This is a genomic window from Paenibacillus sp. FSL E2-0201, assembly GCF_037963325.1.
GTDB lineage: Bacteria > Bacillota > Bacilli > Paenibacillales > Paenibacillaceae > Paenibacillus_AQ.
In genome coordinates, this window is sequence record NZ_CP150154.1 from 5,804,962 (window position 1) to 5,831,273 (window position 26,312).

Genomic DNA, 26,312 nt, shown 5'->3' on the forward strand with positions numbered 1-26,312 from the left:
CAGAATTTTTCGTTAAGATTTCTGTATTGAACTGAGCGAAAGAGGTGTCATATTGGCCAGTAATACGATCTTAGAGCTAATCAATCAGTATGGATATCTGATTTTTTATCTTGCTTTCACTCTAGGACCTTTTGGAATTCCAATCCCTAATGAAATTACAATCCTCACCGGAGCAACCCTGAGCCATATGGAGGTAATTAATTCATGGATGACTTACTTCTGCATTTTGTCAGGGCTATTAACAGCCTTTACACTTGCTTATTTTGCAGGTAAATTCTCCGGTCAAAAACTGAAGAACAGATTCCAGCAGAATAGACATTTTCAAAAAGCAGAGCAGATCTTGAAAAAATACGGAAATATGGCTATGTACATTGGCATGTTTATCCCAGTTGTACGATATATCATCCCTCTATTAATCGGACTAAGCGGTACAAGTTATAGACGATTTGCTCTTATTTCTTATACCAGTGCTTTAGGTTGGACCTTAATGTTTTTCTCGGCAGGTACGTACTTCGGGGATCACATTCTATCAAATTTATTCAATCCCTAATTTCAATTAAATCTTAAATTAATGGAGGGAAACTAAGTGAGCTTCAATGAAAACATTTTATTTTTACGAAGTTTTATTAAACATCCAAAACGGGTTGGTAGTGTTATACCAAGTTCACGGTTTCTCGCAGATTCCATGGTTAAACAAGCGAAATGGCCCGAGGTTAAGGCCGTTGCTGAACTTGGATCAGGGACAGGTGCAATCACTCGTGCAATTAGTACTAAGATAAATAAAACAACAAAAGTATTATTGTTTGAAATGGATGAGACCATGAGAAATAATCTAAAAACAGAATACCCTGACTTCTCCTGTTATTCAGATGCTTCTCATTTAGTAGAAAGAATGAAGGATTTAGATATTCATCAGCTAGACTGTATTTTTAGTGGGTTGCCCTTTTTTAATTTTGAGCGTGAACTGAGAGATACCTTAGTGGAACAGATTTATCAAGCGCTCAAGCCAGGAGGATTATTTGTCGCATTTCAATATTCACTTCAGATGAAGAAGCAATTATCCGAATATTTTAGTATTGAAAAAATAGAATTCGTGCCTTTTAATCTTCCCCCTGCTATAGTCTATGTCTGTCGCAAAAAGGGAACTATTATAAATAAATGAAGAAGGGGCGTTGTAGTTAATGAATACAATCCTTATTGCGGATGATGATTCTGAAATTCGAGATGTGATTCATGTTTATTTACGGAATGAAGGTTACCATGTGCTTGAAGCAGCAGATGGTCAGGAGGCGCTGATAGCAATACAAACAACACCCATTCAATTGGTTATCCTGGATGTTATGATGCCGCGAATGGATGGTATTATAGCCTGTCTGAAATAAGAGAAATATCGAATATTCCTATTATTATGTTGTCAGCCAAGCAGGAAGACATTGATAAAATCACAGGTTTAACTACTGGGGCAGATGATTACATGATCAAACCGTTTAATCCGCTGGAACTACTGGCTCGTGTAAAAGCCCAATTACGGCGCCAGTCCTTAATTGGGAAGGAAGAATTCAATTCACTACTTATAATCAAAGACCTGATAATAGATAAAAATAAACATTCTGTGAAGATTAAGGGAGCCGATGTTTCATTGACTCCACTTGAATTTGCGATTTTGACTTTGCTTGCAAGTCGGCCTGGGCAAGTTTTTAGTTCGGAGCAAATTTACGAGAATGTATGGAAAGAACCTTATGGATATTCTGACAATACCGTAATGGTCCATATTCGTAACTTAAGAGAAAAATTAGAAGAGAACCCAAGAGTACCTTTGTATATTAAGACTGTTTGGGGAGTTGGCTATAAAATTGACTAGAATTAAGCGAAAACCAGAAAAAAACAAACGAATTCAGACCAATATTTTAATCAGGATGGTGTTGAGTTTAATCATTACCATAGCAATTAATACCTCACTTAGCCTCCTATTCTTTCACTTTGCCAATGTAACAAAATGGGAATGGTTGTTCAATTTTCTGGCCTATCTTCTTACACCAATGTTTTTAGTTATTTTTGTGATTACATTTTTTTCATTGACCCGACGAATCGTCAAAGATTTAATTGCACTGGAGCATGGACTTCAAATTATTTCCGAAGGTAATTTAAGTTACCGGGTAGCTGTTGAACGACAAGATGAACTGGGATCGGTGGCGTTAAACATCAATCGGATGGCAGAGCAACTAGAAAAACAGATTATCAAGGAACGTGAAATTGAAAAATCGAAGATGGAGATGATCACGGGGATTTCACATGACTTACGTACACCTCTTACAAGCATTATTGGATACATTGAGCTCTTACGAACAGGTTCGTTTCAAGATAAAGAAGAATACACACGTTTCATTCAAAACACCTACAACAAAGCGGTTCATTTGAAGAAGTTACTTGATGATTTATTCGAATATACCAGGCTTACTTCAGTTGAATCCAGGATAAAACTAGAAAAAATCGATTTATCTCAGCTTTTAAATCAGTTGTTATTTGAATTCGAACCGATTGCTCAAGAAAATAGTGTACATCTCGTGAAAGGATTCTCCGATTTACCAGTATTCACTTTAATTGACAGCGAAAAAGTTGCCAGAGCTATCGATAATCTACTCATGAATGCATTAAAATATTCCTACAAGCCTGGAAGCATTTACATACGGATGACAACAAATTGTGAACACATTTCCATAGAAATTGAAAATAAAGGGACTCCTCTTACACGAGATCAAGAGAAGAGACTATTTGACCGATTTTATAAGGTTGACCATTCAAGAAATAGCGAAGGAATTCAAACAGGAGCTGGACTTGGCCTTTCCATTGCTAGAAATATTGCTGAGCTGCACGAGGGAACCTTAACACTTAAACATACTAATGATGTCTTCACATTTCAACTGAGATTGCCCCTTAAAGAAGATTAATACCACTAAGCATAAAAGTGCCCGATCGGATACTTACGCCGAGGGAGTTTAGGAAGAACGCAATGGAATCTAAAGAGCCACTAAGGATTTTGTCTTTATCACTTTTATCAATTAGAATTATGGGGAAAAGGGTTAAATCCGAAACCTATTGGAGTGAAACCATGATTAATATCCTCGTTGTGGAAGACGATAAGCATGTCAGAAAACTAATGAACGCTGTCCTAAAACGGGAAGGTTATAAAGTGTTAACAGCTGAGAATGGCATCCAGGCACTGGAAGTTCTTGAAGTCCAGCATATCGATCTAATTATCCTCGATATCATGATGCCGGGGATGGATGGTTACGAATTTGCCGAAGAGCTAAGGAATGCGAACAACACAATCCCGATCCTCATGGCCACGGCCAAACAGCTTCCAGAAGATAAGAAAAAAGGATTCCGCCTCGGAACGGACGATTACATGACCAAACCTGTGGATACAGAAGAAATGCTCTTGAGAATTCAAGCCCTTTTGCGCCGTTCACAGATTGTAAGCGCCCGTAAGCTTGTTGTCGGTAAAGTCATTCTTGATTTCGATGCGTTAACAGTAACTCGAGACAATGAAAAACAGACGCTTCCCCAAAAGGAATTCCATCTCCTCTATAAGCTTTTATCCTATCCGGAGCGCATTTTTACTCGCATCCAGCTGATGGACGAAATCTGGGGGATGGACAGCGAAACCACGGACACTACTGTTAATGTGCACATCAATCGCTTGCGAAAACGGTTTGAAAACTATCCGGAGTTCGAACTTGTGTCCGTCCGGGGTCTCGGATACAAGGCGGTGAGAACATGATCAAAAAGCTAAGTAGCAAAATCAGTCTGCCGATCTACTTCTCGATTGGTGTATTCATCATTTTCCTCATTACAATGCTGATCACCGGAATCCTGACCTATCTGTCCCTAGTCTTCGGTCTGCTAGATGAGCGGATTCTCCAGGACAAAAAAATTCTCACCTTGATTATATTGATTGCCTGCACCATTATCGGCACCGTCATATCGATCATTACCAGTCGTAGAATGCTGAAATCAATCCATACCTTTATTGATGCCATTGACAAGTTAGCCGGAGGGGACTTCTCCATGCGGCTACAGCTCAAACACCCTCCGGAATTCAAGATTCTCTCCGAGAATATTAACCGGATGGCTGAGGAGCTGGGTGGCATTGAAATTCTGCGTACAGACTTTGTAAACAATTTCTCCCATGAATTCCGTACTCCGATTGTATCGATTAAAGGGTTCGCTGAAATCCTGAAGGATGATGAGCTGAGCAAGGACGAACGGAATGAATATCTGGATATTGTTATCGAAGAATCTACCCGCCTGGCCGCTCTGGCCTCAAATGTCCTGAACCTCTCCAAAGTGGAAGCACAAGCGATATTAAGCGATCGACAACCCTTCAATGTTGGAGAACAAATTCGCCAATGTGTCCTGCTACAGCATACTAAACTTACGAAAAAGCATATTTCCTTCAAAGCCAACGTGCAGGATTATGAGGTACCCGGGAATAAAGAGATGTTGAGCCAGGTCTGGCTAAATTTATTAGACAATGCGATCAAGTTCACGCCCGAGCACGGTGAAATCGAAGTTACCATGATGCGGTTGAAGGATCAGGTCGAAATTACGTTCCGTGATAATGGAGTAGGCATTAGTCCAAATGCACTCCCCAAGGTCTTCGACAAGTTCTATCAACAGGATACCTCTCACTCTACTGCCGGTAATGGCTTGGGGCTTACGATTGTCCAAAAAATCATTGAGCTGCACGATGGAACTATCACCTGCGACAGTGTTCCAATGCAAGGAACCACTTTCACTGTACTGCTCCCCGATTTTAAAAAGGTAAGAAAAGAAATGGGGGCTACCAATAAATGAGTGTGAAATTCAAAAAACTGAGCAGCTTTAATCGGGGAATTCTCTTTGAATTATTGACAGATGCGTATTTATTTGATCGAAGATATGAACAAAGCTCTATTTCTGATTGGCAGGATTGTGACAACTTTTTCTTTGACCATTTACAAATTGCTGATAAATATGCTTTTATCACAACCGTAAATGATGAACCCATCGGATTTGTGGTGTGGGACCCTAGAAACATGCCTGAGTATGCAGAAATCGGGCATAATTGCATTGCTTCGAAACATAAAGGCAATGGTTATGGTAAAATCCAGCTTCAAGAGGCGGTTAATAGAATCAGCCAGAATGATGTAAAAAAAATTATTGTGACCACGAACAACGATCTAAACCCTGCTCAACGGATGTATGAAAGTGTTGGATTCACAATGTATCAAAAAAGGAGAAATGAGAACGGCGCAGATTTTATTGAAGAATTCATAGATTATGTGTATTTTTTATAAAATGTTAAGGTGTTCACGTATATCCTGCTCTAACATAAGAGGCTATCCCAAGCAGTCATTCTATGGCTTAAGGGATGGTCTCTTCTTTCATTTCATAGCAAAAGTTAATTTTCAGTTTATCATTCTCCGTTACGATCATAGCAACGATAATGCAAAGGAGTCATTCTTATGTTGAAATTACTCAAGAATCTGGAACCCAAAGAATGGTTCTTATTCGGTATCAGCCTTATGTTCATTATCGCTCAAGTTTGGCTGGATTTAGAACTGCCTGACTACATGAGTGATATTACCCGGCTGATCCAGACACCAGGAAGCGAAATGAATGAGATCCTTGTGGCAGGAGGCTGGATGCTGCTCTGTGCTCTTGGCAGTCTGGCGACCTCGGTGGTTGTAGCAGGCATTGCTGCGAGAATAGCGGCCGACTTGTCTGCAAGATTGCGTTCCAATTTGTTCGATAAGGTGCAGTCCTTCTCCATGGAGGAAATCAGCAACTTCTCAACAGCAAGTCTAATTACCCGTTCCACGAATGACATCACGCAAGTACAAATGCTGATTGTGATCGGCTTACAACTGCTTGTGAAAGCTCCAATCCTTGCAGTGTGGGCGTTACTCAAGATTTCCGGCAAAAGCTGGCAGTGGACCCTTTCTACAGGTGTCGCGGTCGCACTGCTCGTAATTATTGTCGCGATCTGTATCGTGCTTGTCCTGCCTAAATTTAAAAAGCTGCAGCTGCTTACAGATAATCTGAATCGTGTATCCAGAGAGAATCTTAACGGTCTTCGTGTCATCCGGGCTTACAATGCCGAGCAATATCAGGAAAAGAAGTTCGCTGTAGCCAACAACGAGCTTACCAGTACCAATCTATTTGCCAACAATGTTATGACCATGTTGATGCCAAGTATTACTTTGATTATGAGTGGGTTAAGCCTCTCCATCTATTGGATCGGTGCCGTACTCATTCAAGCAGCCGAGGGGACAGCCAAGATGGGCTTGTTCTCAGATATGATCGTATTCTCTTCCTACGCTATGCAAGTAGTTATGGCCTTTATGATGCTGATTATGATCTTTATCTTACTGCCCCGCGCTCAAGTATCGGCTAAGCGTATCAATGAAGTGCTAGAAACAGTACCTAGCTTGAAGAATGGATCAGTAACTCAATTCCCTGTGAAGCGAGAAGATGAAATTGAATTCAGGGGGGTTAGCTTCAAATATCCAGATGCAGAGGAATATGTGTTGGAGAACATCAGCTTCACGGCGAAACAGGGAGAAACGATTGCTTTTATCGGATCAACAGGCTGCGGAAAAAGTACACTTGTTAATCTCATTCCCCGTTTCTATGATGCTACAGAAGGTGAAGTGCTGGTAAATGGCATCAATGTTAAAGAATACGACCAGCAAGCGCTACGGAATAAAATGGGCTACGTCTCCCAGAAGGCTGTTTTGTTTGGAGGAACAGTGTCCTCCAATATTGCATTTGGTGAGAACGGCTCCGGTCAGGTCCTCAGTTCAGATATTGTAGATGCGGTGTACACTTCCCAATCCTCTGAATTTGTAGAAAAGCTAGAGGGGAACTATGATGCCCATATCGCCCAAGGCGGATCAAATCTCTCTGGCGGGCAGAAACAACGGCTGTCAATTGCCAGGGCGATTGCACGACATCCAGAAATATTAATCTTTGACGATTCTTTCTCGGCGCTTGACTATAAGACTGACCGCAAATTACGCAGTGAGCTAAAAAAAGACGCGCATGACTCAACAATGCTGATCGTAGCTCAGCGTATCGGTACAATCAAAGACGCCGATAAAATCATTGTTCTGGAAGCCGGACAAATCGCCGGTATCGGAACTCATGACCAATTAATGCAAACCTGCAGCGTATATCAGGAAATTGCCTACTCACAGCTGACCAAGGAGGAGCTTGCCTAATGAAGATTAAGAATAAGAGTCAGAATACATGGAGCAAGCTGCTCCGTTACTGCCGCAAGTATGTTCCAGTGATCGTAATTGCGCTAATCTGCGCGGCGGCTGGAACGGTACTCACGTTATTCGGTCCGGATAAGCTCTCCGAGATCACCGACAAGATTACAGCCGGCCTCGTCAGCGGCATCGATATGGACGGCATTACTGCCATTGGCATTACCCTCGTCGTGATCTACGGCGTCGGCGCGTTATTATCACTCTCGCAAGGCTTGATCATGTCGAATATTACCCAAAAAGTCTCCAAGAAATTAAGAACCGACCTGGCTCATAAAATGAACAAACTCCCGATCTCCTACTACAACAAGTCGGCAACCGGGGATATTCTCTCCCGGGTTACCAACGATGTGGATACCATCGGTCAGGCTCTCAATCAGAGCATCGGTACTGTAGTGACCGCTGTCGCAATGTTCATCGGTTCCATTATCATGATGCTCCGGACCAATGTGATCATGACCATCACCGCTGTCGTTGCAACTATCATCGGCTTCGGTCTTATGGCGATCATCATGAAGAAATCGCAAAAGTATTTTGCCAGTCAGCAGGAATATTTGGGCAAAATCAATGGTCATGTTGAAGAAGTGTACACAGGGCATAACGTGGTAAAAGCATATAACGGGGAAGCGCAGATGCGCACTACCTTCCAGGAATTGAATCAAGGGCTGAAGAACAGCGCCTTCAAAGCGCAATTCCTCTCTGGACTGATGCCACCGCTTATGGGCTTCATTGGTAATCTAGGCTTTGTCGCCGTCTGTGTCGTGGGTGCTGTATTAGCCATGAATGGTACGATTTCATTCGGGGTCATTGTCGCCTTCATCATGTATGTACGGTACTTCACCCAGCCGTTGTCTCAGATCGCCCAAGCCGCACAGAATTTGCAATCGGCATCCGCCGCTGGAGGGCGTGTATTTGAATTCCTAGAGGCTGAAGAAATGGAAGACGAGAGCTTGAAAGAACGCACGCTGGCAACTGCTGAAGGCAAAGTACGTTTTGATCAAGTACAATTTGCATATGAGACTTCAGAGAAGCTGATTATCAAAAACTTCTCGGCAGACGTAAAGCCCGGGCAAAAAGTTGCCATAGTAGGACCTACCGGTGCAGGGAAGACCACTCTCGTTAATCTGCTCATCCGCTTCAACGAATTAACAGGCGGAGAAATTTACATTGATGATACGCCGATCAGCAGCCTTACGAGAGAGAACATTCATGATCTATTCTGTATGGTCCTGCAGGATACCTGGCTGTTTGAGGGTACCATCAAAGAGAACCTGATTTACAATCAGCAGAATATAACAGACGAGAAGCTTGAAGAAGCCTGCAAGGCTGTTGGCCTGCACCGCTTCATTCAAACCTTAAGTGATGGTTACAATACTATCCTTAATGATAAGGTCAATTTATCCGCCGGCCAAAAGCAGCAGCTGACCATCGCTCGCGCGATGCTAAAGGATGCGCCGATGCTCATTCTTGATGAAGCTACAAGCTCGGTGGATACCCGTACAGAGCTGCTGATTCAGCAGGCGATGGATAAGCTTATGGAAGGCAGAACCTCTTTCGTTATCGCACACCGACTCTCAACGATCAAGAATGCCGATGTGATTCTGGTCCTGAAGGACGGCGATATCTTGGAAAGCGGCAGCCACGCGGAATTACTTGCACAGAACGGATTCTATGCAGAGCTATATAACAGCCAATTTGAACAGGCTTCTTAAAAACGACAAAAAAACTGCAACTCAATCATGAGCTTGCAGTTTTTTTATCGTCCGTCCCTTTTTTAGAAGCAGCTTAAACCTCTTATGCACCGAAAATAAAGTCGTCTCACCACCCCTCCCCCACTCATCCCCCCAAACCCTTGCCCCGCCTGGCTTTCCCCGTCTTCTCTCTTTTTCCAAAAAACACCAAAGCAAATAAAGTCGTTTCACGTATTGGAAACCACCTGGTAAAAACGATTGAGAAAGGCCTGGGAAATGAAAATAAAGTCGTGATGGTTTTTGGAAAAGATCTGAGAAATAAATGAGGAAAAATCGAGAAAAGGATTTAGAAAATTGAGGAAGGATTAAAAAGAAAAATGGGAAGAGCGTGGGGATAGGGGCCGCCTTCTGGCTTTTCCCTGGTGCTCTTCCCTTGAATTTCCCTTGATGTGGCGGGGGTTCGGGCGGTTTTGGCCGCAGTTGTCGCCCTTGTCGCAGTTCGCCGCCCTTTGTCGCACTTGTCGCCGTTTGCCGCACTTGTCGCAGTTGTCTCAGTTCGCCGCAGTTTGCCGCAGTTTGCCGCCCTTCACCGCATTTGACCGGGGTTGGTTTGGGAAATGAGTGGGAAATGGGTGGGTGGGACGACTTTATTTGCTGCGGGATGAGTTTATTTGCTTTGGGACGGGTTTATTTGCGGTGGATACTCTCGCTGCCGCATCCCCTCAAACAGCAATATCGTCGCTGCCATCGCCGCATTTAGCGATTCAGCGCGGCCTGCCATCGGGATGATGATACTCTTATCCACGAGTCGAGCAGTTTCGGGCGAAATGCCTTTGCCCTCGCTGCCAATCAGCAGCCACTGACTGCCGTGAAAATCATGCTGATAGCAAGATTCTTCTCCTTGCAGCGAAGTACTTACCAGCAATGCCCCGCGTTCCCGGGCCTGTGGCAAAATCTCACTTAGATCTCCCTCCACCACCGGGAGATGGAACATTGAGCCCATCGTGGAACGGATGGTCTTCGGATTGTACAGGTCGGCACAGCCTTGACCGAGGATCACTCCGTCTGCTCCCGCAGCATCCGCACTGCGGATGATGGTGCCGACATTGCCGGGGTCCTGTACACCGTCCAGGACAACCACCAGGCTTTCCTTCTTCGCTAGGATAGCCTCTACCGCCTGCTGTTCCTTCCGCACGATGGCGAACACCGGCTGCGGTGTATTAGTGCTGCTGCATTTCGAGATAATGGCCGCTGACACGCCAATCACTTCCATGCCCTGAACGGACTGAAGAAGCCCCTTGAGTTCAGCAGGCATTCCTTTGTCGAGGTCATAGGCCAAACATTCCACATCTGCTTCAGCCAGCAGCGCTTCCTGTACCAGATGAACGCCTTCTACGATATATTTACGAGCCTTGTCACGGTGCTTTTTCTCCTGCAGCCCGGCCCACTCTTTAACCCGCGTATTTTGCGGAGACATGATTTCCATAAAGTCTTCCTTTCTTATGCCTTGCCATTTATTCTTGTTCTTATATCTTTGTTCTTTATCTTTATCTTTATCTTTGTTTTTTATCTTTATCTTTGTTTTTTATCTTTATCTTTATCTTTGTTTTTTATCTTTATCTTTATCTTTATTTTTTATCTTTATCTTTGTTCTTCTTCTCTTCTACTCCCCTATAAACCTGATGATTACGTTATGAAGAGGAAATTTGGAACTGTAGGAGCTTAAGCGTTCGCCCGAAAGCTTTACGAAGTAAAGCTCACTTCGAAAGCATAAGCAGTCTCGGGATTTTATCCGCAGCAAGCGGTTCAAATCAAAAAAATCTGGAGACAACAGCGACCGGAAGTCCAACTTTCCTCGGAATAACGCTTATCATCAGAATCGCCCCACCTACTGATACGCGATCTCAAGCTTCGTCAGATTATCCTTATGCCCAACGATTACAAGAATATCCCCGTCGATCAAGCGATCCTCTGCGCGAGGGGAGATGTTCATCTCTTCACCTTGGCGAATAGCCATTACGTTACAGCCATATTTTGCGCGGATATCGAGCTCTTGTAGATTTTTTCCGATCATCGATCCGGATACCTTCATGTCCAAAATACTATAATCAGGCGACAGCTCGATATAATCCAATATATTAGGCGAAGCCAAATGATGCGCAACCCGCATTCCCATATCCCGTTCAGGATAAATCACCTTGTCCGCACCAATTTTACCTAATACTTTGCCGTGCAGTTCACTTTTGGCTTTTGCAATAATTGCTGGCACTCCAAGATCCTTCAGGATTAAAGTTGTCAGAATGCTAGCTTGGATGTCCTCACCAATGGCTACAACGACTACATCAAAATTGCGAATACCAAGTGCGCGTAACGCTTCCTCATCCGTAGAATCTGCAGATACGGCGTGTGTTACTATATTTGAAATCTCCTGTGTTCGCTGCTCGTCCGCATCAATCGCAAGTACATCATACCCCATACCGCTGAGCGCTCTAGCAACACTGGATCCGAAACGCCCCATGCCAATAATAGCATATTGTTTTTTGGCCATGTCTATATGTACCTCCCGTAGCATTCTATATCTCAAATAGTATAGCATAAGCCAAGAAGAAACGTCATTGTGGTCCTTTATGGATGACAACCGTTTCTCGTAGCAAAAACTTGAATTTCCAGCACCCATACAGGGTACATTAAAACGAAGTGAATATCACTACATTCCAAAAAGGAGGTACTTTTTCATGCCAGTTACCATTGACTTACGTCAGGCGATTATTCATAAAGTGCATGGTCAATCTGAAGAGGATTTGCGGCATATGATTGAAGGCTCGGTAGACGGACCGGAAGCAGCACTCCCGGGACTTGGCGCCGTGTTTGAAATGATATGGAAAGACCTGGACACCGCTAAACAAGATAATTTGGTCTCTATGCTGCATGATCACTTGGAGACAATTACCCCTGGCAATATCACTTCATAACTAGACGTAATTAGCCAAAAACCTCCGTCTTACCATAGTGAAACTCACCTATGGAGGCGGAGGTTTTTATTAACCATCAGGAAGTTATAGCTTCCTTACTATAGCAATGTTTTTGGAGCCATCTCCAGGAACGTAGCTGTCGGGTTCTTATCCATCGCTGTCCGCATAGCATATTCATTCTCGAACAACACGACAAAATTACCCTTCTTATCTGTAACGAGCGTAGAGTTAATACGGAACTTACTCGCATCCGGTTTAGCATCATCTACGATCCAACGCGCGAACTGGTATGGCATACGCTGTAACTGAACATCTACACCATATTCACCTTTCATGCGGTACTCGAACACCTCAAACTGCAGCTGTCCAACTACGCCGAGCAGAATATCGTCAAAGTTAACCGTACGGAATACTTGAATCATACCCTCTTCAGTCAGCTGATCGACACCCTTTTGGAATTGCTTCGATTTCAAAGCATTTTTAATACTCACTTTAGCAAAAATCTCTGGTGAGAATGTTGGCAGCTCATCGAATTCCAAATCTCCGGCCTGACTCAGTGTATCTCCAATTCTAAAAATACCTGGATCAAACAGCCCGATAATATCTCCCGGATAAGCTTCCTCTACGATATCACGGTCTTGCGCCAAGAATTGTTGCGGCTGGGCCAGCTTAATGTCCTTACCCGCACGCACATGCTTTACGCTCATCCCACGTTCGAACTTCCCGGATACAATACGCAGGAAAGCAATCCGGTCACGGTGAGCCGGGTTCATATTGGCTTGGATTTTGAACACATAACCAGTGAATTTCTCATTCATTGGTTCTACCAAACCTGTAGTACTACGGCGTGGTTCAGGCTTCGGTGCCAGATCCAAGAAATTATCGAGGAAAGTCTGTACGCCGAAATTGTTGATCGCACTACCAAAGAACACAGGTGTGAGTTCACCACTTAATACTTTTTCATAGTCAAAAGCGTCACCTGCTACATCCAGCAGCTCCAGATCCTGACACAATTGATCATGCAGATATTCTCCAGCCATTTCACGAATGATTGGATCACGATATCCATCAACCTTCTGAACCTTGATTACGGAGTGATCGTCACCTTGGAATAACTCTACCTGATTCTTCATCCGGTCATATACGCCACATAGCTCACGTCCACTGCCGATCGGCCAGTTCATTGGCACAGAGCGAATACCCAGTACCTGCTCCAGCTCTTCCATCAGATCAAACGGACTGCGTCCTTCACGGTCTAGCTTATTAATAAAGGTAAAGATCGGAATCCCACGTTTCGCACAGACCTGAAACAGTTTAGTCGTTTGGGTTTCCACACCTTTTGCCACGTCGATAAGCATGACTGCACTATCCGCTGCAGTTAGTGTACGGTAGGTGTCCTCACTAAAGTCTTGGTGACCCGGAGTATCCAAAATATTCACACGGTGATTCAAGTAATCAAACTGCATGACAGAGGAAGTAACAGAAATCCCCCGTTGCTTTTCAATTTCCATCCAGTCACTCGTGGCGTGCTTGTTCGCTTTACGGGCCTTAACGGTTCCCGCCAGACGGATAGCGCCACCGAATAACAGTAGTTTTTCCGTTAAAGTTGTTTTACCCGCATCCGGGTGGGAAATGATCGCAAAGGTTCTGCGTCTGTCCACTTCCTTTTGCAGCTTCTGATCTATTGCTTTGTTCATTACACATATCCCTTCATATATAAAATTCCTACTTCTGCTTCAATTACACTGGGGTTATCTTCAAATCGGTGCTCTGCTCATTGTTCATACCCCTTCATTTCTGAATGAATAGCTATCTTAGGTCTAGCTCCAGTCCGCTTCAAGTGAAAGCATCCTCTAAAGTATATCAAAATCCGACAGACATTATCTACTAAAAAGCTATTACAGCAAAATATCTCCCAAATCAGGTCTGTATCCTGTTCACCAGTTCCCATAGCTCAATAAGAAAAACGCCTGACGGCGCCCTTAGAGGTAGCGTTACAAGCTGAGTACATCCGTTCCATACTCGTATCCATATGCACCTTCGTAGTTAGATTCCGCTTAGGGACCTTACGGCACTTGTTCCCTAATAACAAGTCCATTCCTGGGTGATTCAGGGCGGATAACAGCGCTAGTTCGTTTATGCTACCCGAGGCACATTGTATTCGGTTTTTCGCATACAATTGGCTCGTTTACGCTACCCGAGGCACATTGTATTCGGTTTTTCGCATACATTTGGCTCGTTTACGTTACTGGCGGCGCAATGTATTCGATTTTTTGCATACATTTGGCTAGTTTACGCTACTGGAGGCACATTGTATTCGGTTTTTCGCATACAATCGGCTCATTTACGTTACCGGCAGCACATTATATTCGGTTTTTCGCATACATTTGTCCGTAAGCTCGACTAAAACATGCATTTCGGAGGAATAGGTCCGCTCGTTCCGTCCCAAAGAGGTGTGTATTAATTGGAAACAGGGCTCCCCATGGCCACCCGTTGAATACAGACCCCTTCCTTGAATTCGTTTCACATTTCTCCGCAGTCTCTTATAGTAAATAGTTGTATTTCCTACACTTATTTGAAGCATTAGTATTTCCAATCGCCTTTAGTTGTATTTGATGCAATTAAAAAATCAATGTGCTAGCTTTTCGGACCTTATACGGAGAAAATAGTTGCAGAGAATACACCTAAAACACTAATTTCCACACAAAATGTGATTTTAATTGTACAAAGTGCAGTTATTTGAAAAATGCTCCTGTCTCCCGAGCGGCATTTGGAGCCAGAGTGGCCTTGGGAAGCTGAGTGTTCTCTAATCTCAGCATTACAAAAAAATCTCCCTGCATCCTCTGCAGGGAGATAGCATTAACCAAAGTTTAGTTATTCTTCAACCATACTACATTATCTTCTTCCTGACCGTTTACCGGCCACCAATGGAAGCCATCCTGAGCAAGCAGTTGATCCGCTTCAACCGGACCCCAAGTGCCAGCAGGATAAGACGATAGATCACTCGACTCTTCCTTCCAAGCCTTCGCAATACGATCCACGAACGACCATGCCGATGATACCTCATCCCAACGCGTGAAATAAGTGGAATCTCCACGTGCCGCGTCATGAAGCAAACGCTCGTAAGCTTCCGGAGAATTAATTCCAACTAAGCAGCTCTGACAGAAGTCCATAGCTAGTGGTTGAATTTCAGACTCGGAACCCGGCTTCTTGGCATTAATCTTTACATAAATGCCTTCCATAGGGTTCACACGGATAACAAGCAGGTTAGGCTCCAGCGTATGCTTTTGACCCAAATAAACATTGGTTGGCATGCCCCTGAACTCAACTACCACTTCCGTTGTCTTCACCGGTAGACGTTTACCTGTACGAATATAGAAAGGAACTCCAGCCCAGCGGAAGTTATCTACAAACACACGGGCAGCAAAATACGTCTCGGTACTCGATTCAGGATCAACCTTATCTTCCTGACGATAAGCAGGATGGGTCTTGCCACCATGCAAGCCTTGAATATACTGTGCTCTCACGACGTTCTCACGAACCTCGTCAGATGTACCATAAGGACGAAGGGAACGAAGTACCTTCACCTTCTCGTCACGAATATCCTCTGCAAGCAGACGGCTTGGTGGTTCCATTGCGATCATAGTCAGCAGTTGCAATATATGATTCTGGCCCATATCCCGTAACGCTCCAGCATGGTCATAATAACCACCACGCTCTTCAACACCTACGGTTTCGCCAAGTGTAATTTGAATATTGGCAATATGCTTATTATTCCAAAGCGGTTCGAAAAAAGCATTGGCAAAACGAATGACTTCAATATTCTGAACCATTTCTTTACCAAGATAATGATCGATCCGGTAGATTTCCTCTTCCTTGAATACCTCACGAATCTGCTCGTTCAGCTGCTCAGCTGACTCCAGATTATATCCAAAAGGCTTCTCGATGACGAGGCGATTCCAACCTGTGCTATCCAGCATGCCGCCAGCCTTAAGGTTGTACGAGACACTGCCGAACAATTCAGGTGCCAGCGCAAGATAGAACATCCGATTGCCCGGAATTCTAAACTTCTCTTCAAGCGCTTCTGTTTGAGCTCTTAATTCACGGAAGCCATCAATATCGTTGATGTCCAGAGATTTGTATTCAAAATGCTGTACAAACTCATTCCATTCGCTCTCTTCTCCCGCTTTATAACGGCAGAATTCAAGGATGGATTCCTTCACATCACTTCTAAATTCTTCCTGAGTACGCGGGCGCCGCGCCACGCCAATTACCGCAAAATCATGTGCCAGCTTACCTTCACGGTACAAGCTGTAAATCGCCGGGAAAAGCTTACGCCGGGCTAAATCTCCGGTTGCCCCAAAGATAAAAAAGACAGCACCGGGTGTGTGCAGTGCATCAAGGGTTTGATTTTCAGCCATGGCTCCTCATCTTTCTGTATGTAATATAGTTTATTGACATTCTCAGCGTCGAGAAAACGACGTTATGTCATTTTAGCATATTCCTAAAAAGGATGCTATCAGATTCCTGACAAATACTCTCGGGATTTCGCAAATTTCAATTAAAATTTCTTATTACTAATTATACTTCACCTTATAAAACTATCTATATTGACGAAGTGTTTGTCACTTTATCCATTAATAGTTACTTTCATTCAGGAATATTCTGCAAATCATTCGGGAACGTTAAAGGAAAATAACTCGAAAGTCGAGCACCCTTAATGACTGACCAAACACAGATCTCATTCACTACTGTAGATCAAAACGCCGATTTCATCGAAGCAGCTTTGTTCTATTCAAATGATCTTAAAAAAAGAAGAATATCCTTTAACGAAACTGAAGGAATTCTCTTTTATCTAGAGTCCATGGCAGACACGGAACTGGTTGAGCAGAATGTGATTGCTCCTTTTTACAATAGCAAAAATAAAGAGCTTTCCAAACTATTTACAACGCTCAGCTTCGATGTGGAAACAGAACTAAATAAAGGTATTCAGGGACTTATTAACGGAGGCTGCCTCTACTTTGTTGAAGGAATATCTGAATTTTATATCCTCTCTACTCCTGCCAAACACGAACGAACCATAGCCGAACCTCTTAATGAAGCAGTTATTCGGGGGCCGCATAACGGTTTTATTGAAGATATGACGGTTAACTTATACCTGATACGTAAACAAATCACCACTCCAAACCTTACTGTTCGCTACTTTACCCTTGGGAAAATCGCTCCCAAAAAGGTAGCTTTAATCTATATGGAGAACCTTGCCAAACCTGAATTAGTAAAAAAAGTAGAATCTAGAATACAAAAAATCATTCTTGATTCGGTACTCTCCACCGGCTTTATTCAGGAATTAACGGAGGATAATTCGTACTCTATATTTCCACAACATATCAATACAGAGCGCCCAGACCATACCTCCTTCTACTTGCTGAAAGGATACGTCACAATCCTGCTGGATGGAGATCCCACAGCTCTGATTGTACCTGCCAGCTTCTTCACCTTCTATCAGACGCCGGATGACTATAGCAATCGATGGCTGATTGCTTCCTTTGTCCGTTTTATCCGTCTGATTGGTTTTGTAACAGCATTCCAACTGCCCGCGCTCTATATTGCCACCGTTTCTTTTCACTCCAGCGTCCTTCCCTTGCAATTGTTCTTCACAATTCAAGGTTCACTGACCCGGATCCCATTCCCTCCATTGGTAGAAGCGATGCTGCTTGAACTCATATTCGAACTGCTGCGGGAGGCAGGGCTCCGTCTGCCCAGCCGTGTAGGTCAAACCATTGGGATTGTAGGTGGTTTGGTCATCGGGGATGCCATTGTTAAAGCTGGATTGGTCTCTTACTCAATGATCATCGTTGTCGCATTGACTGCCATATCATCCTTTCTCATCCCTTCCAACGAGATGAGCTCCGCGATCCGATTTATGCGGTTTCCACTTATGGTTGCTGCCTCTTTATTCGGATATATTGGCATATCATTTGGGTTGACACTTATTTTTATACATTTGTGTAAGCTTGAATCTTTTGGACAACCTTACCTTACGCCTCTAAGCCCGGTAAATATTCAAAGCTTGAAAGACACCTTTTTGCGCCTTCCGATATGGTCCATCCGCAAGAATACAAGCAAATCAGAGGCAGAAGAAGAATAATCATTTACTCTGAACGACAGGAGTTATAAGAATGACTCAAAAAGAAAAAATGATAACGAGGGGGCAGCTTTTCTGCTTTATGATTCAAGCCCAAATCGGGGTTGGCATTCTGTCTCTTCCCTTCAAGCTTAACGAAGCGGCCAAGGGTGGAGGAGCGCTCTCTGTTTTGATTGCGGGCATCATTACCCAACTTGTTATCATTCTTCTATGGGTTCTGCTGAAAAATTTCCCCGGACTCAACTTATTTTCTATATGTTTAAAGCTCGGAGGTCCAATTATAGGTAGAATACTTATAATCGCTTACATCAGTTACTTTGTTCTGCTTGGCTCCAATATTATGTTCAGTGCGGTGGAGGTGCTGCAGAGGTGGATTCTGCAATCCACACCAAGATGGGCTATATTAACCCTTTTCTCGATCATGACTCTCTATTTGGCAAGAGAAAAGCTTACAGTGTTGGCCAGATTCTATACATTGGCAACATTTCTTTTTGTTCCGCTTATACTATTTGTCAGCTATGGTTTAACTCAAGCTCATTTTGAATTTATGCTCCCCCTTCTGGAGAATGGGTTCTGGAATGTCGTGAAGGGAGCACAGGAATCAACTAAATCTATGTATGGTTTCGAAATGATGATGATCGTCTATCCGCTTTCCGAAGGTACAAATAAACAAAAATTAATGACCATTAGTCTAGCCAGTTGGTTCGTAACCCTGCTCTATGTCTTCGTGGTATCCACCTGTCTGATGGTATTTAACTCTGAGCAAATCAAAATCATGCCCGAACCCGTCATTTACTTAGTAAAATCTCTTAACTTTTATATCGTGGATCGTGCAGATATCCTGTTTCTGCCGATTTGGGCCATCACGCTTGTTTGTTCTATTGTTAGCTACTGCTATGCAGCATCCATTGGACTCAGTGTTTTATTTAGTCGAAAAAGCCATAAACATTTTGCTCCGTTTGTAAAAATCATTTCTTTTATGATCGCACTTGCACCTGTAACTCCTGCAGGTGTACATCTTTTTGATACGGCCGCTAACTATGCGGCCTATGTGTTTATTGCCGGATTATCGATGTTATTGCTGATGATTTCCCTATTTATGAAGAGAAAGCCAGGTGGTCTTGCATGAAGTTTGACATGAAATTCAAGTCGCATTTACTTTTAATTGCCCTTGTTTTCATCTGTCTTACTGGATGTTGGGACCGGGAATATTTGAAAGACCTGCATCTGGCTTATTGTGCTGCAATTGATTATACAGAGAACGGAGAGATCAAAGAAACCATCGAATTAATCATTCCCCCCGATATTGAGCAGAAAGCTACCAAGAATGAAATCCATTCGAGTATCGGATCGACTGTGCGCAATGCGAGCAATCAATTGCGAAATAAAGTTAGGGGAAACATTAGATTTATTAAATATGGGTTTGAGCTTATGGGAAGGACTACGGCTGAGCGTGGCCTGTACCCTATTCTGGATGTGAATTACAGGGATCCAAGCAATCCAACATCCAACGTTCGGCTAATTATTACGGAAGGAGAAGCTGCCCAAATTCTTGAACAAAAAAAGGTTGGGGAATTAAAGATCGGTGAATTCATTAAGCAAAAGATCGATAGTCTGGAAGAAATGAGTATTTTTCCAAAAGAAACGGCAGATACCGTGTTCCGATCCCTGATGGATCCAGGGCATGACTTTGCTCTTCCATATCTAGGCAGAGATGGGGGCGAAATAATCACGAAAGGGGTAGCTCTCTTTCATGACCAGAATTACAGCGGAATGTTGAACCCCGATCAGTCAATCATGATGGTTCTGCTGATGGGACAACAGGGGAAAAATGCCCGCTTCACTAAGAAACTTGATTTGGGACATTCCGATGATATTCGGAATTTCATTACTATTAATGTGGGTTCAAAAAAAATAAAGCGGCAATTCAAGGTAACCATTGCTGATGATGAAAGCATTGATGTAAATTTGGGCTTGGAGCTGCAAGCCGTCGTAGAAGAGTTTACCGATGTACTCGACGAGAAAGAACTTAAAAAAGTCAGTCAAGATCTTTCAGATTTACTTACAAAGGAAGCCAAGACAGTTGTTAATGAAATCCAAAAGGCAAACTGTGATATCTTTGGTGTAGGAAGAAAACTTATTGCTTATCATCACAATGTCTGGAGCAACAAAAATTGGTCTGAGGATTACCGGAAAGTAAAATTCCATACCAAGGTTGATGTTAAAATTGTAAGTACGGGCATTCTACAATAGATCCTTGATTGGTCTTTTCAATATTCTATTGTTATTAATGGTAATCCAATCGTAACGCGGCTGCTGCCCTCTTTTGCATCCTGATGAATAGCTGCCTGTAGGACTACCTCGTGGTTTCCGCTGATTACGGAATGCAACAATGCCGATGTACTATAAGTATGGCTGGCTGTTGTTTCGTCTTCGTAGCTTTCCTGTACTTTAAGATCGGGCAGCTGTGCGTACATATTCTGCTCCGTTAACAGTAGAGCCTTCTGAGGATGCTCCTGCTCCTTCGCAGCCCCCTGAAGCGAGGTATTCCATTCCGCTGTGATGCCGACCTTCTGTAGTTTCGCGCCAGCCTCTTCTGCTTCAGCTTGCAGATCCGGAGCATTTAACAAATCGGGTGTCTCCAGGGTTACAATCACATAACTACGTCCGTTTCCAAGCTCACTCCAGAACATGGTGGTTTGAAAACCGGCTTTTTCGGCAGACGAACGGTAAGTAAGATGTTCCCCCCCGTCTTCCCGGCTTGTTTCTCCCAACCCAAGATCATCGGATAGGTTAGTTGCAGTGACACCAGCCTCTAGACCATCACCATTGAATTCTCCCTGCCATTTTAAAACTAAACGAAGAGGGGATCCGGGTACTGTAACACTTTTACCAAGGGAGGTCAGGAGAGGAAGTGACTTTTTCAATTGGGCGATCTGGCTGCTCTCTTTTTCACCTTCGCCCCGAAAACCTGCCAAAAGTAACGCAGTACAGCATAGAATAAATACCAGCAACATTCCTTTAATACCGCTTTTTCGGCCTGCATCGTGTCTCTTTCCCTTACTTTCTTCCACATACCCCACAATCCAACACCCTCTCAATCCGGTCTATTAATCTACTAAACAGGATGTCCGCTTTACAAGATTTTATACGGAGACAAGTATTTTCATATACTCGTGCACACAAAAAAACCAGCCCTTCTTACTCTGGCCAGTTCTTGTACTCACACCAATTGGGATATCCAATTATTCAGCTAGTCCATTTTTATATGCATAAATTGCTGCTTGGGTTCGATCTTCCACACCCAGCTTCGCGAGAATATTCGTTACATGAAATTTCACAGTTTTGATCCCAATAATTAGTTGATCAGCGATATCCTGATTCGATTTACCTTGCGCCAGCAGACGTAATACTTCCATCTCGCGCTCGGTAAGCTCTTTATAAGCAGGGGATTCACCCTTGGCATTGTTTCGAAAACGATTCATCATTTTTGAGGCGACTTGTGACTCGAGTACAGACTGCCCTCTTGCCGCAGCGCGTATGGCATCCGCAACTTCACTAGCTCGCGAGGTCTTTAATAGATAACTAAACGCACCCGCCTCAATCACCGGATACATTTTTTCATCATCCAGATAGCTTGTTAACACAATCACTTTGATTTCGGGATATTGCTTCATTAATTGTTTTGTCGTTTCAATCCCATCCATCCCGTCCATTACGAGATCCATCAGGACTACATCCGGATTGTACTCTTGTGCCAGGCGGATACCTTCTTCTCCACTTCCAGCTTCACCTACAACTTCAATCCCGTCTTCAGTCCCAAGTACAGCAGCTAGTCCGATCCGTACCATTTCATGATCATCTACAAGTAATACCTTAATGGCTTCCTCCATCTCCATGGTCACTCTTTCCTCCTATTATTCATTGACTAACGGAACGGTTATTTCAATCCGCATTCCTTTACCCGGAGCGGTAATAAACTGAATGGAACCCCCGATTTCATTCATCCGCTCCTGCATGTTCGACAAACCGTAGGAAGTTTGTTTACTCTCATCCAATTCAAAACCAATCCCATCATCACGGAGCGTCAAACGAACCGTATCTCCTCGCCGATGCAGTCTGATTTCCATCTTCTCTGCTTTCGCATGACGAAGCGTATTGGAGATTGCCTCCTGCACAATTCGGAATAAGTGATTCTCTACCCCTTTTAACAATTGTACATCAGGATCCATCTCGAACACGATTTCAATCGGAACCTTAACCTTAAGCTCCTTGATCAACTCCTGCAGCCCCTGTGCTAATCCCTTACCTTCCAAATAAACAGGTCTCAAATGCAGCAATAGTGCTCTCATCTCTGATTGCGCTACAGCAGACATTTCTTCAATAAGTGCTATTTGCCTTTGCGCCTTGTCAAAATCCTTCTCCAGCGTCCGGCCTACAGCCGTGGCGGTCATAGAAATGGCGAACAGCTGCTGGGAGACAGCATCATGCAATTCACGCGCAAGCCGCTGACGCTCCTCCATAATAGCAGATACTCTTGCCTGTTCCGCGAGCTTTGCGTTATTTGTAGACAAGCGCTGTAGCGTTGTCACTTGGTTTTCCCATTTTCCGCTGATTCGGCCCAATTGTTCTCCGAGCCTTCCCAGCTCATCGTCACCCAAGTCAGGCATAGATAGCGTTAGGTTGCCCTTCTCCCACAATACGAGGGTTTCTCTCAAGCGTTCCAACTTTCGCTTTACACGAAAGCTCTGATAGAACCCAAAGCCAACTCCGAACCCCATGGGTAACAGAATTAGTGTGAATGCCGTGCGTAATCCAATCATCCAGCTTTCAAAAGGCTTCAAATAGCCATATGTATACATGGTGTACAATATCACAAGCAGCATGACAAAAGAGAACAGAGCCCCCTCACCCATACTGCGTGACATCATGTTTTTGTTCTTTTTTTCCATATGGGGACCCTCCCTTCTGTATCAAACTAATCAGGATAATCGCACATCCAAATCTCCCATCAAATAAGACACACTAAACTTCACCTTATATTCACTGCTTTCATAGTTAGGGGATTTCCAATTCAGACGGTTCAGCATACCTGTATCGCGCCCATTACCGAATTCAATCGATCCAAAAAGCACAAAGGCTTCAATTTCCACACCATAATCATCCGACAATTGAATGTCCATATCACCAAAGATCCCTTGAAACAGCATAACTGTTTCTTTTTGCTCCGCCATAGCCAGCGAAAGGTCAAGATCGGCTTCCCCGAGGATATGCCATGAGCTAAGACTGTGCATCACCCAAGGTGAGCGATCCCAGTCAAATCTAGACGAGAAGTTCTGCTTCTGCATAAACCCTTCCTTACGCTGAACTCTTTTCGATTTAGTAAAAAACATTCCCAAAGAGATCAAACAAATCCCCAGTACGAGCACTAAATGATCCAGCAAAAGCAGTATAGCGCCAATTCCGAGCAGCTTATAACCCTGCTTCACCTTGCCTGACGTTGTACGGTAGACCCCTAGAAGCAGGAATAGAAGCGCGACAATGGAGAAAAAGCCGAGCCATCTACCAAAAATCATCATGCAGCCAACACCGATCAGTCCGATGGCAATCAAACGGTTTCGTTTATCCATTTCGCACCTCCCAAAAGTTTTGCTAAGCAAAACTTTCTTCTATAGTATCCGTGAACTAATAGTCACTCCGAGGAATGTTTGGACTTTCGTTCGCTGTTGCTCCTACAGTTCCAAACTTCCTCTCCCTGACTATTCACCGGATTAAAGTTAAAGTTTTGCTTCGAAAAACATACTCAGTAATATATTATAGCCAGCCGCTATAAAAGCCATATCGGTATGGAGATCCATACCGTATGGCTTCTTCTTGTCCAGCATATCATATCTACTTAAGTTTTAGGAACAGGATTTATTCTTCTTTTTTGTTTAAAGAAGGAGCCGCTGGTGTATCATTCAGCTTGCTTTTCAATGCAGCCAGTTGCTCATCCACTTTCAGTTGCTTCTCAACATCCACTGGTTTAGTGTAAGCCGCGGATGGGCTGTAAGGTGCACGCAGTACATCTGCTTCTGCTTCAAGCTGCATAATTTTTTCTTCCATCCGGTGGAATCCGAGTGAGGCACTGCCACTTTCGATGGAATGTACACTGCTGATTTGCGACATTTGTTTCTTCGCTTTAGCCATTTGAGCACGGGATACGAGCTCGTTACGCTTGTTGCGCAGCTTGTAGAATTCATCCTTCATATCGTGCAGCTGTCCTACCAATTCCTTCGCTTGCACTTCAGCTTGAGCGTGAAGATCGCTGTATTCCGCTTGTTTTTGATCGAAGTAGATTTTTTCCTCCAACAGCTTGCGAGTCACTTCTTCTTGGCCGTTTTTCAATGCCAGTTCAGCTTGTGCTCCGCGTTGTGCAGACATTTTTGCTGCTTCTTCCACGCGTTGCTTCATGCGGCGTTCGTTCGCCATTTGTTTAGCAACTGTAACTTCAGCTTCGTGAATTTCAGCCTCCATATCGCGCAGATATTGGTTAAGCATTACGATTGGGTCCTCTACCTTATCCAACAAGTCATTTACCGACGCCTTAGTCATATCTTTAATTCTTTGAAATACTCCCATGATTACAATTCCCCTTTCTCATATTTAGACAGTTTTTGTTTTAGTTCTTCTACTTCTTTTTGCAGAGCCTTCTTCTCGATATCCTTCATCATCGCATCCAAACCGGAATCCGGAGCGGAATATGCGTTATTCTTCTCAAAATTAGGATTGTAGTTAGGTTGGCGTCCATAATATCCATGTCCGCCATGCGGTCCGTGTCCATGTTCGGGTCTACCTGAGTAAGGACCATCGAATGGACCACCAGGTGCACCAGGGCCTGGTCCGAAAGGATTATAATGCGTAGGCTCCTTCGGAATAACCAATGCTGCAATGAAATACACTGGAATCACGGCGCCTCCTGTAAACGGAATGCTGACCAGTAACAGAATCCGGAATAGCGTGGAATCAATACCGAGTGTCTCAGATAATCCACCTGCAAGACCCGTCATCACTTTATCTCTAGTTGAACGATACAATCGACTCATAGCGCTACTCCTTTCCACCATTGTTCAGTTTCTCCTTTAAGCGAGCCATTTCTCTTTCGAGTACGGTTGCTACAGTCTCACCTGCTTGCACAGCATATTCCTGTCCCATGCGCCGCACATCGCGGAGGCTCTTCGCTTCTAATTCCCAATCTGACATCCGATCTTCCAGACGTCCGAACATTTTGGGAACATCACCACCGTTGCCATAAGCACTTGCTCTTTGATTCATACGTTGCTGTAGTCTCAGCGACTCCATCCGTGCTGCATAATACTGACGTTTGCTGTACACCGTCTGATACTCTATTTTCAGCTCATTCAGCTGTCCTTCAAGTTCAAACAAGGATTGCTTACTTTGTTCAAGTAGCCCGCTGTACTGCTCCAACTTTTCCTCGTGGATAATTTTTTCTTGTAAAGCCAGCTTTGCCAGATGATCTTCGCCCGCTTTTAGTGCGAGTAGCGCCTGTTCCTCACGTTTGTTTCGCATGGCAGTCGCTTGATTCACTTGCTGCTGCAGTTGCTTCGTATGGGAAGCGTATTGCTGATACAATCTTTCAGCTTCACTGATTTCCTCACGAGTTGAATGTAGAAATTGATCAATCAGCTTCACAGGATCTTGGCTTTGCTCCAGACGTTCATTTAAATTAGCTACGGTAATATCCCTCATGCGACGAAAAACACTCATAATCTCCTGCTCCCTCCCTGCTTCTTATTTAAGTACAATCCTTCTTAATAAGTACCATTTCTTCTACCCTTTAAGGCATACACGCCCCATACGATCAACGCCACACCTAGCAGTGGTCCGATGATCCAGGAAAGCTTCGCGATCAAGGTCATGACACCAATGAACATTAATACCCAACCGATAATCTTGCGTCCGCTCTTAATCCCATAGTACCCGAGAACAACCAGCAATACTGGGAACAGTAGTCTGAAAATACCGTGAATCAGAGGAAGCGCTAAACCGAGCAGCATTACCGCACCAATCACAATCAGTACAACCGCCAATCCGTTTCCTTGTCTTCTTTGCATTATTTTCTCACCGCCTTTCGTTGTCCTTAACCTTATAGCCTTATTCTAGAGCAATTCGCAGACTTTCAAAACAGACC

Annotated in this window: 24 protein-coding genes and 1 pseudogene; 13 read left to right on the top strand and 12 right to left on the bottom strand. The window is 43.7% G+C overall.

Features of this window, described 5'->3' with window-relative positions:
• The first annotated feature begins 52 nt into the window (after positions 1-52).
• The 9 genes and pseudogenes from NSU15_RS26050 (at position 53) to NSU15_RS26090 (ending at position 9,025) form a co-directional block, all read left to right on the top strand.
• Positions 53-550: a DedA family protein gene (locus tag NSU15_RS26050; RefSeq protein WP_339288080.1), complete on the top strand. Its 498-nt coding sequence runs from the start codon at positions 53-55 to the stop codon at positions 548-550.
• Positions 551-586: 36 nt separating this feature from the next.
• Positions 587-1,162: a methyltransferase domain-containing protein gene (locus NSU15_RS26055; protein ID WP_339288082.1), complete on the top strand. Its 576-nt coding sequence runs from the start codon at positions 587-589 to the stop codon at positions 1,160-1,162.
• A 19-nt stretch (positions 1,163-1,181) separates the two neighbouring features.
• A pseudogene (locus NSU15_RS26060) lies at positions 1,182-1,861 on the top strand (response regulator transcription factor).
• A complete protein-coding gene (locus tag NSU15_RS26065) occupies positions 1,854-2,948 on the top strand; it encodes a HAMP domain-containing sensor histidine kinase (RefSeq protein ID WP_042130978.1) in 1,095 nt (364 codons plus the stop codon). Before NSU15_RS26060 ends, NSU15_RS26065 begins: the two are co-directional and overlap by 8 nt.
• 161 nt (positions 2,949-3,109) lie before the next feature.
• Entirely contained in the window at positions 3,110-3,781 is a 672-nt protein-coding gene (locus tag NSU15_RS26070) for a response regulator transcription factor (protein WP_076120943.1), read from the top strand.
• Complete coding sequence (locus NSU15_RS26075; RefSeq protein WP_339288083.1) at positions 3,778-4,857, top strand: HAMP domain-containing sensor histidine kinase; 1,080 nt, start codon at positions 3,778-3,780, stop codon at positions 4,855-4,857. Before NSU15_RS26070 ends, NSU15_RS26075 begins: the two co-directional genes overlap by 4 nt.
• The gene (locus NSU15_RS26080) at positions 4,854-5,339 is read left to right on the top strand and encodes a GNAT family N-acetyltransferase (RefSeq protein WP_339288085.1); all 486 of its coding nucleotides are present in this window, start codon (positions 4,854-4,856) and stop codon (positions 5,337-5,339) included. The genes NSU15_RS26075 and NSU15_RS26080 overlap by 4 nt, the downstream gene beginning before the upstream one ends.
• A gap of 168 nt (positions 5,340-5,507) precedes the next feature.
• Positions 5,508-7,265 (top strand): ABC transporter ATP-binding protein, encoded by a 1,758-nt coding sequence (locus tag NSU15_RS26085; protein ID WP_339288087.1) that lies wholly within the window; start codon positions 5,508-5,510, stop codon positions 7,263-7,265.
• Positions 7,265-9,025, top strand: a complete 1,761-nt coding sequence (locus NSU15_RS26090; RefSeq protein WP_339288089.1) for an ABC transporter ATP-binding protein — start codon at positions 7,265-7,267, stop codon at positions 9,023-9,025. Before NSU15_RS26085 ends, NSU15_RS26090 begins: the two co-directional genes overlap by 1 nt.
• A 646-nt stretch (positions 9,026-9,671) precedes the next feature.
• On the opposite strand, the gene NSU15_RS26095 is transcribed toward NSU15_RS26090, so the two are convergent.
• Positions 9,672-10,490, bottom strand: a complete 819-nt coding sequence (locus tag NSU15_RS26095; protein ID WP_339288091.1) for an RNA methyltransferase — start codon at positions 10,488-10,490, stop codon at positions 9,672-9,674.
• A 402-nt stretch (positions 10,491-10,892) separates the two neighbouring features.
• Positions 10,893-11,576, bottom strand: a complete 684-nt coding sequence (locus NSU15_RS26100) for a TrkA family potassium uptake protein (protein ID WP_331281342.1) — start codon at positions 11,574-11,576, stop codon at positions 10,893-10,895.
• A 163-nt stretch (positions 11,577-11,739) separates the two neighbouring features.
• Here NSU15_RS26100 and NSU15_RS26105 point away from each other — a divergent pair, with 163 nt between their 5' ends.
• Entirely contained in the window at positions 11,740-11,976 is a 237-nt protein-coding gene (locus tag NSU15_RS26105) for a small acid-soluble spore protein SspI (protein ID WP_042130985.1), read from the top strand.
• A 98-nt stretch (positions 11,977-12,074) separates the two neighbouring features.
• Here NSU15_RS26105 and NSU15_RS26110 read toward each other — a convergent pair whose 3' ends face one another.
• Entirely contained in the window at positions 12,075-13,673 is a 1,599-nt protein-coding gene (locus NSU15_RS26110) for a peptide chain release factor 3 (protein ID WP_076120940.1), read from the bottom strand.
• 1,173 nt (positions 13,674-14,846) lie between these two features.
• A complete protein-coding gene (gene zwf / locus NSU15_RS26115) occupies positions 14,847-16,397 on the bottom strand; it encodes a glucose-6-phosphate dehydrogenase (protein WP_339288093.1) in 1,551 nt (516 codons plus the stop codon).
• Between the two features lie 299 nt (positions 16,398-16,696).
• Here zwf and NSU15_RS26120 point away from each other — a divergent pair, with 299 nt between their 5' ends.
• Genes NSU15_RS26120 through NSU15_RS26130 form a run of 3 tightly spaced genes read left to right on the top strand, consistent with a single transcriptional unit; the run spans position 16,697 to position 20,374 of the window.
• Positions 16,697-18,124 (top strand): spore germination protein, encoded by a 1,428-nt coding sequence (locus NSU15_RS26120; RefSeq protein ID WP_076120938.1) that lies wholly within the window; start codon positions 16,697-16,699, stop codon positions 18,122-18,124.
• A 31-nt stretch (positions 18,125-18,155) separates the two neighbouring features.
• Positions 18,156-19,250 (top strand): GerAB/ArcD/ProY family transporter, encoded by a 1,095-nt coding sequence (locus NSU15_RS26125; RefSeq protein ID WP_042130989.1) that lies wholly within the window; start codon positions 18,156-18,158, stop codon positions 19,248-19,250.
• Entirely contained in the window at positions 19,247-20,374 is a 1,128-nt protein-coding gene (locus NSU15_RS26130) for a Ger(x)C family spore germination protein (protein ID WP_081390016.1), read from the top strand. Before NSU15_RS26125 ends, NSU15_RS26130 begins: the two co-directional genes overlap by 4 nt.
• Positions 20,375-20,391: 17 nt before the next feature.
• On the opposite strand, the gene NSU15_RS26135 is transcribed toward NSU15_RS26130, so the two are convergent.
• The 8 genes from NSU15_RS26135 to NSU15_RS26170 all read right to left on the bottom strand — a co-directional run bounded on the left by NSU15_RS26135 (position 20,392) and on the right by NSU15_RS26170 (position 26,235).
• On the bottom strand, positions 20,392-21,204 hold the full coding sequence (locus NSU15_RS26135) for a YwmB family TATA-box binding protein (RefSeq protein ID WP_076120937.1): 813 nt from the start codon (positions 21,202-21,204) through the stop codon (positions 20,392-20,394).
• Positions 21,205-21,366: 162 nt separating this feature from the next.
• On the bottom strand, positions 21,367-22,020 hold the full coding sequence (locus NSU15_RS26140; protein ID WP_036685532.1) for a response regulator transcription factor: 654 nt from the start codon (positions 22,018-22,020) through the stop codon (positions 21,367-21,369).
• Between the two features lie 18 nt (positions 22,021-22,038).
• Positions 22,039-23,073 (bottom strand): sensor histidine kinase, encoded by a 1,035-nt coding sequence (locus NSU15_RS26145; protein WP_042130991.1) that lies wholly within the window; start codon positions 23,071-23,073, stop codon positions 22,039-22,041.
• Positions 23,074-23,103: 30 nt separating this feature from the next.
• Positions 23,104-23,751 (bottom strand): cell wall-active antibiotics response protein LiaF, encoded by a 648-nt coding sequence (liaF, locus tag NSU15_RS26150; RefSeq protein ID WP_076120936.1) that lies wholly within the window; start codon positions 23,749-23,751, stop codon positions 23,104-23,106.
• 286 nt (positions 23,752-24,037) lie between these two features.
• The gene (locus NSU15_RS26155; protein WP_042130993.1) at positions 24,038-24,742 is read right to left on the bottom strand and encodes a PspA/IM30 family protein; all 705 of its coding nucleotides are present in this window, start codon (positions 24,740-24,742) and stop codon (positions 24,038-24,040) included.
• Positions 24,743-24,744: 2 nt separating this feature from the next.
• Complete coding sequence (locus NSU15_RS26160; RefSeq protein WP_339288097.1) at positions 24,745-25,227, bottom strand: PspC domain-containing protein; 483 nt, start codon at positions 25,225-25,227, stop codon at positions 24,745-24,747.
• Positions 25,211-25,888 (bottom strand): PspA/IM30 family protein, encoded by a 678-nt coding sequence (locus NSU15_RS26165; RefSeq protein ID WP_042130994.1) that lies wholly within the window; start codon positions 25,886-25,888, stop codon positions 25,211-25,213. Before NSU15_RS26165 ends, NSU15_RS26160 begins: the two co-directional genes overlap by 17 nt.
• Before the next feature lie 44 nt (positions 25,889-25,932).
• Positions 25,933-26,235: a hypothetical protein gene (locus NSU15_RS26170; RefSeq protein ID WP_042130995.1), complete on the bottom strand. Its 303-nt coding sequence runs from the start codon at positions 26,233-26,235 to the stop codon at positions 25,933-25,935.
• Positions 26,236-26,312: the final 77 nt, after the last annotated feature.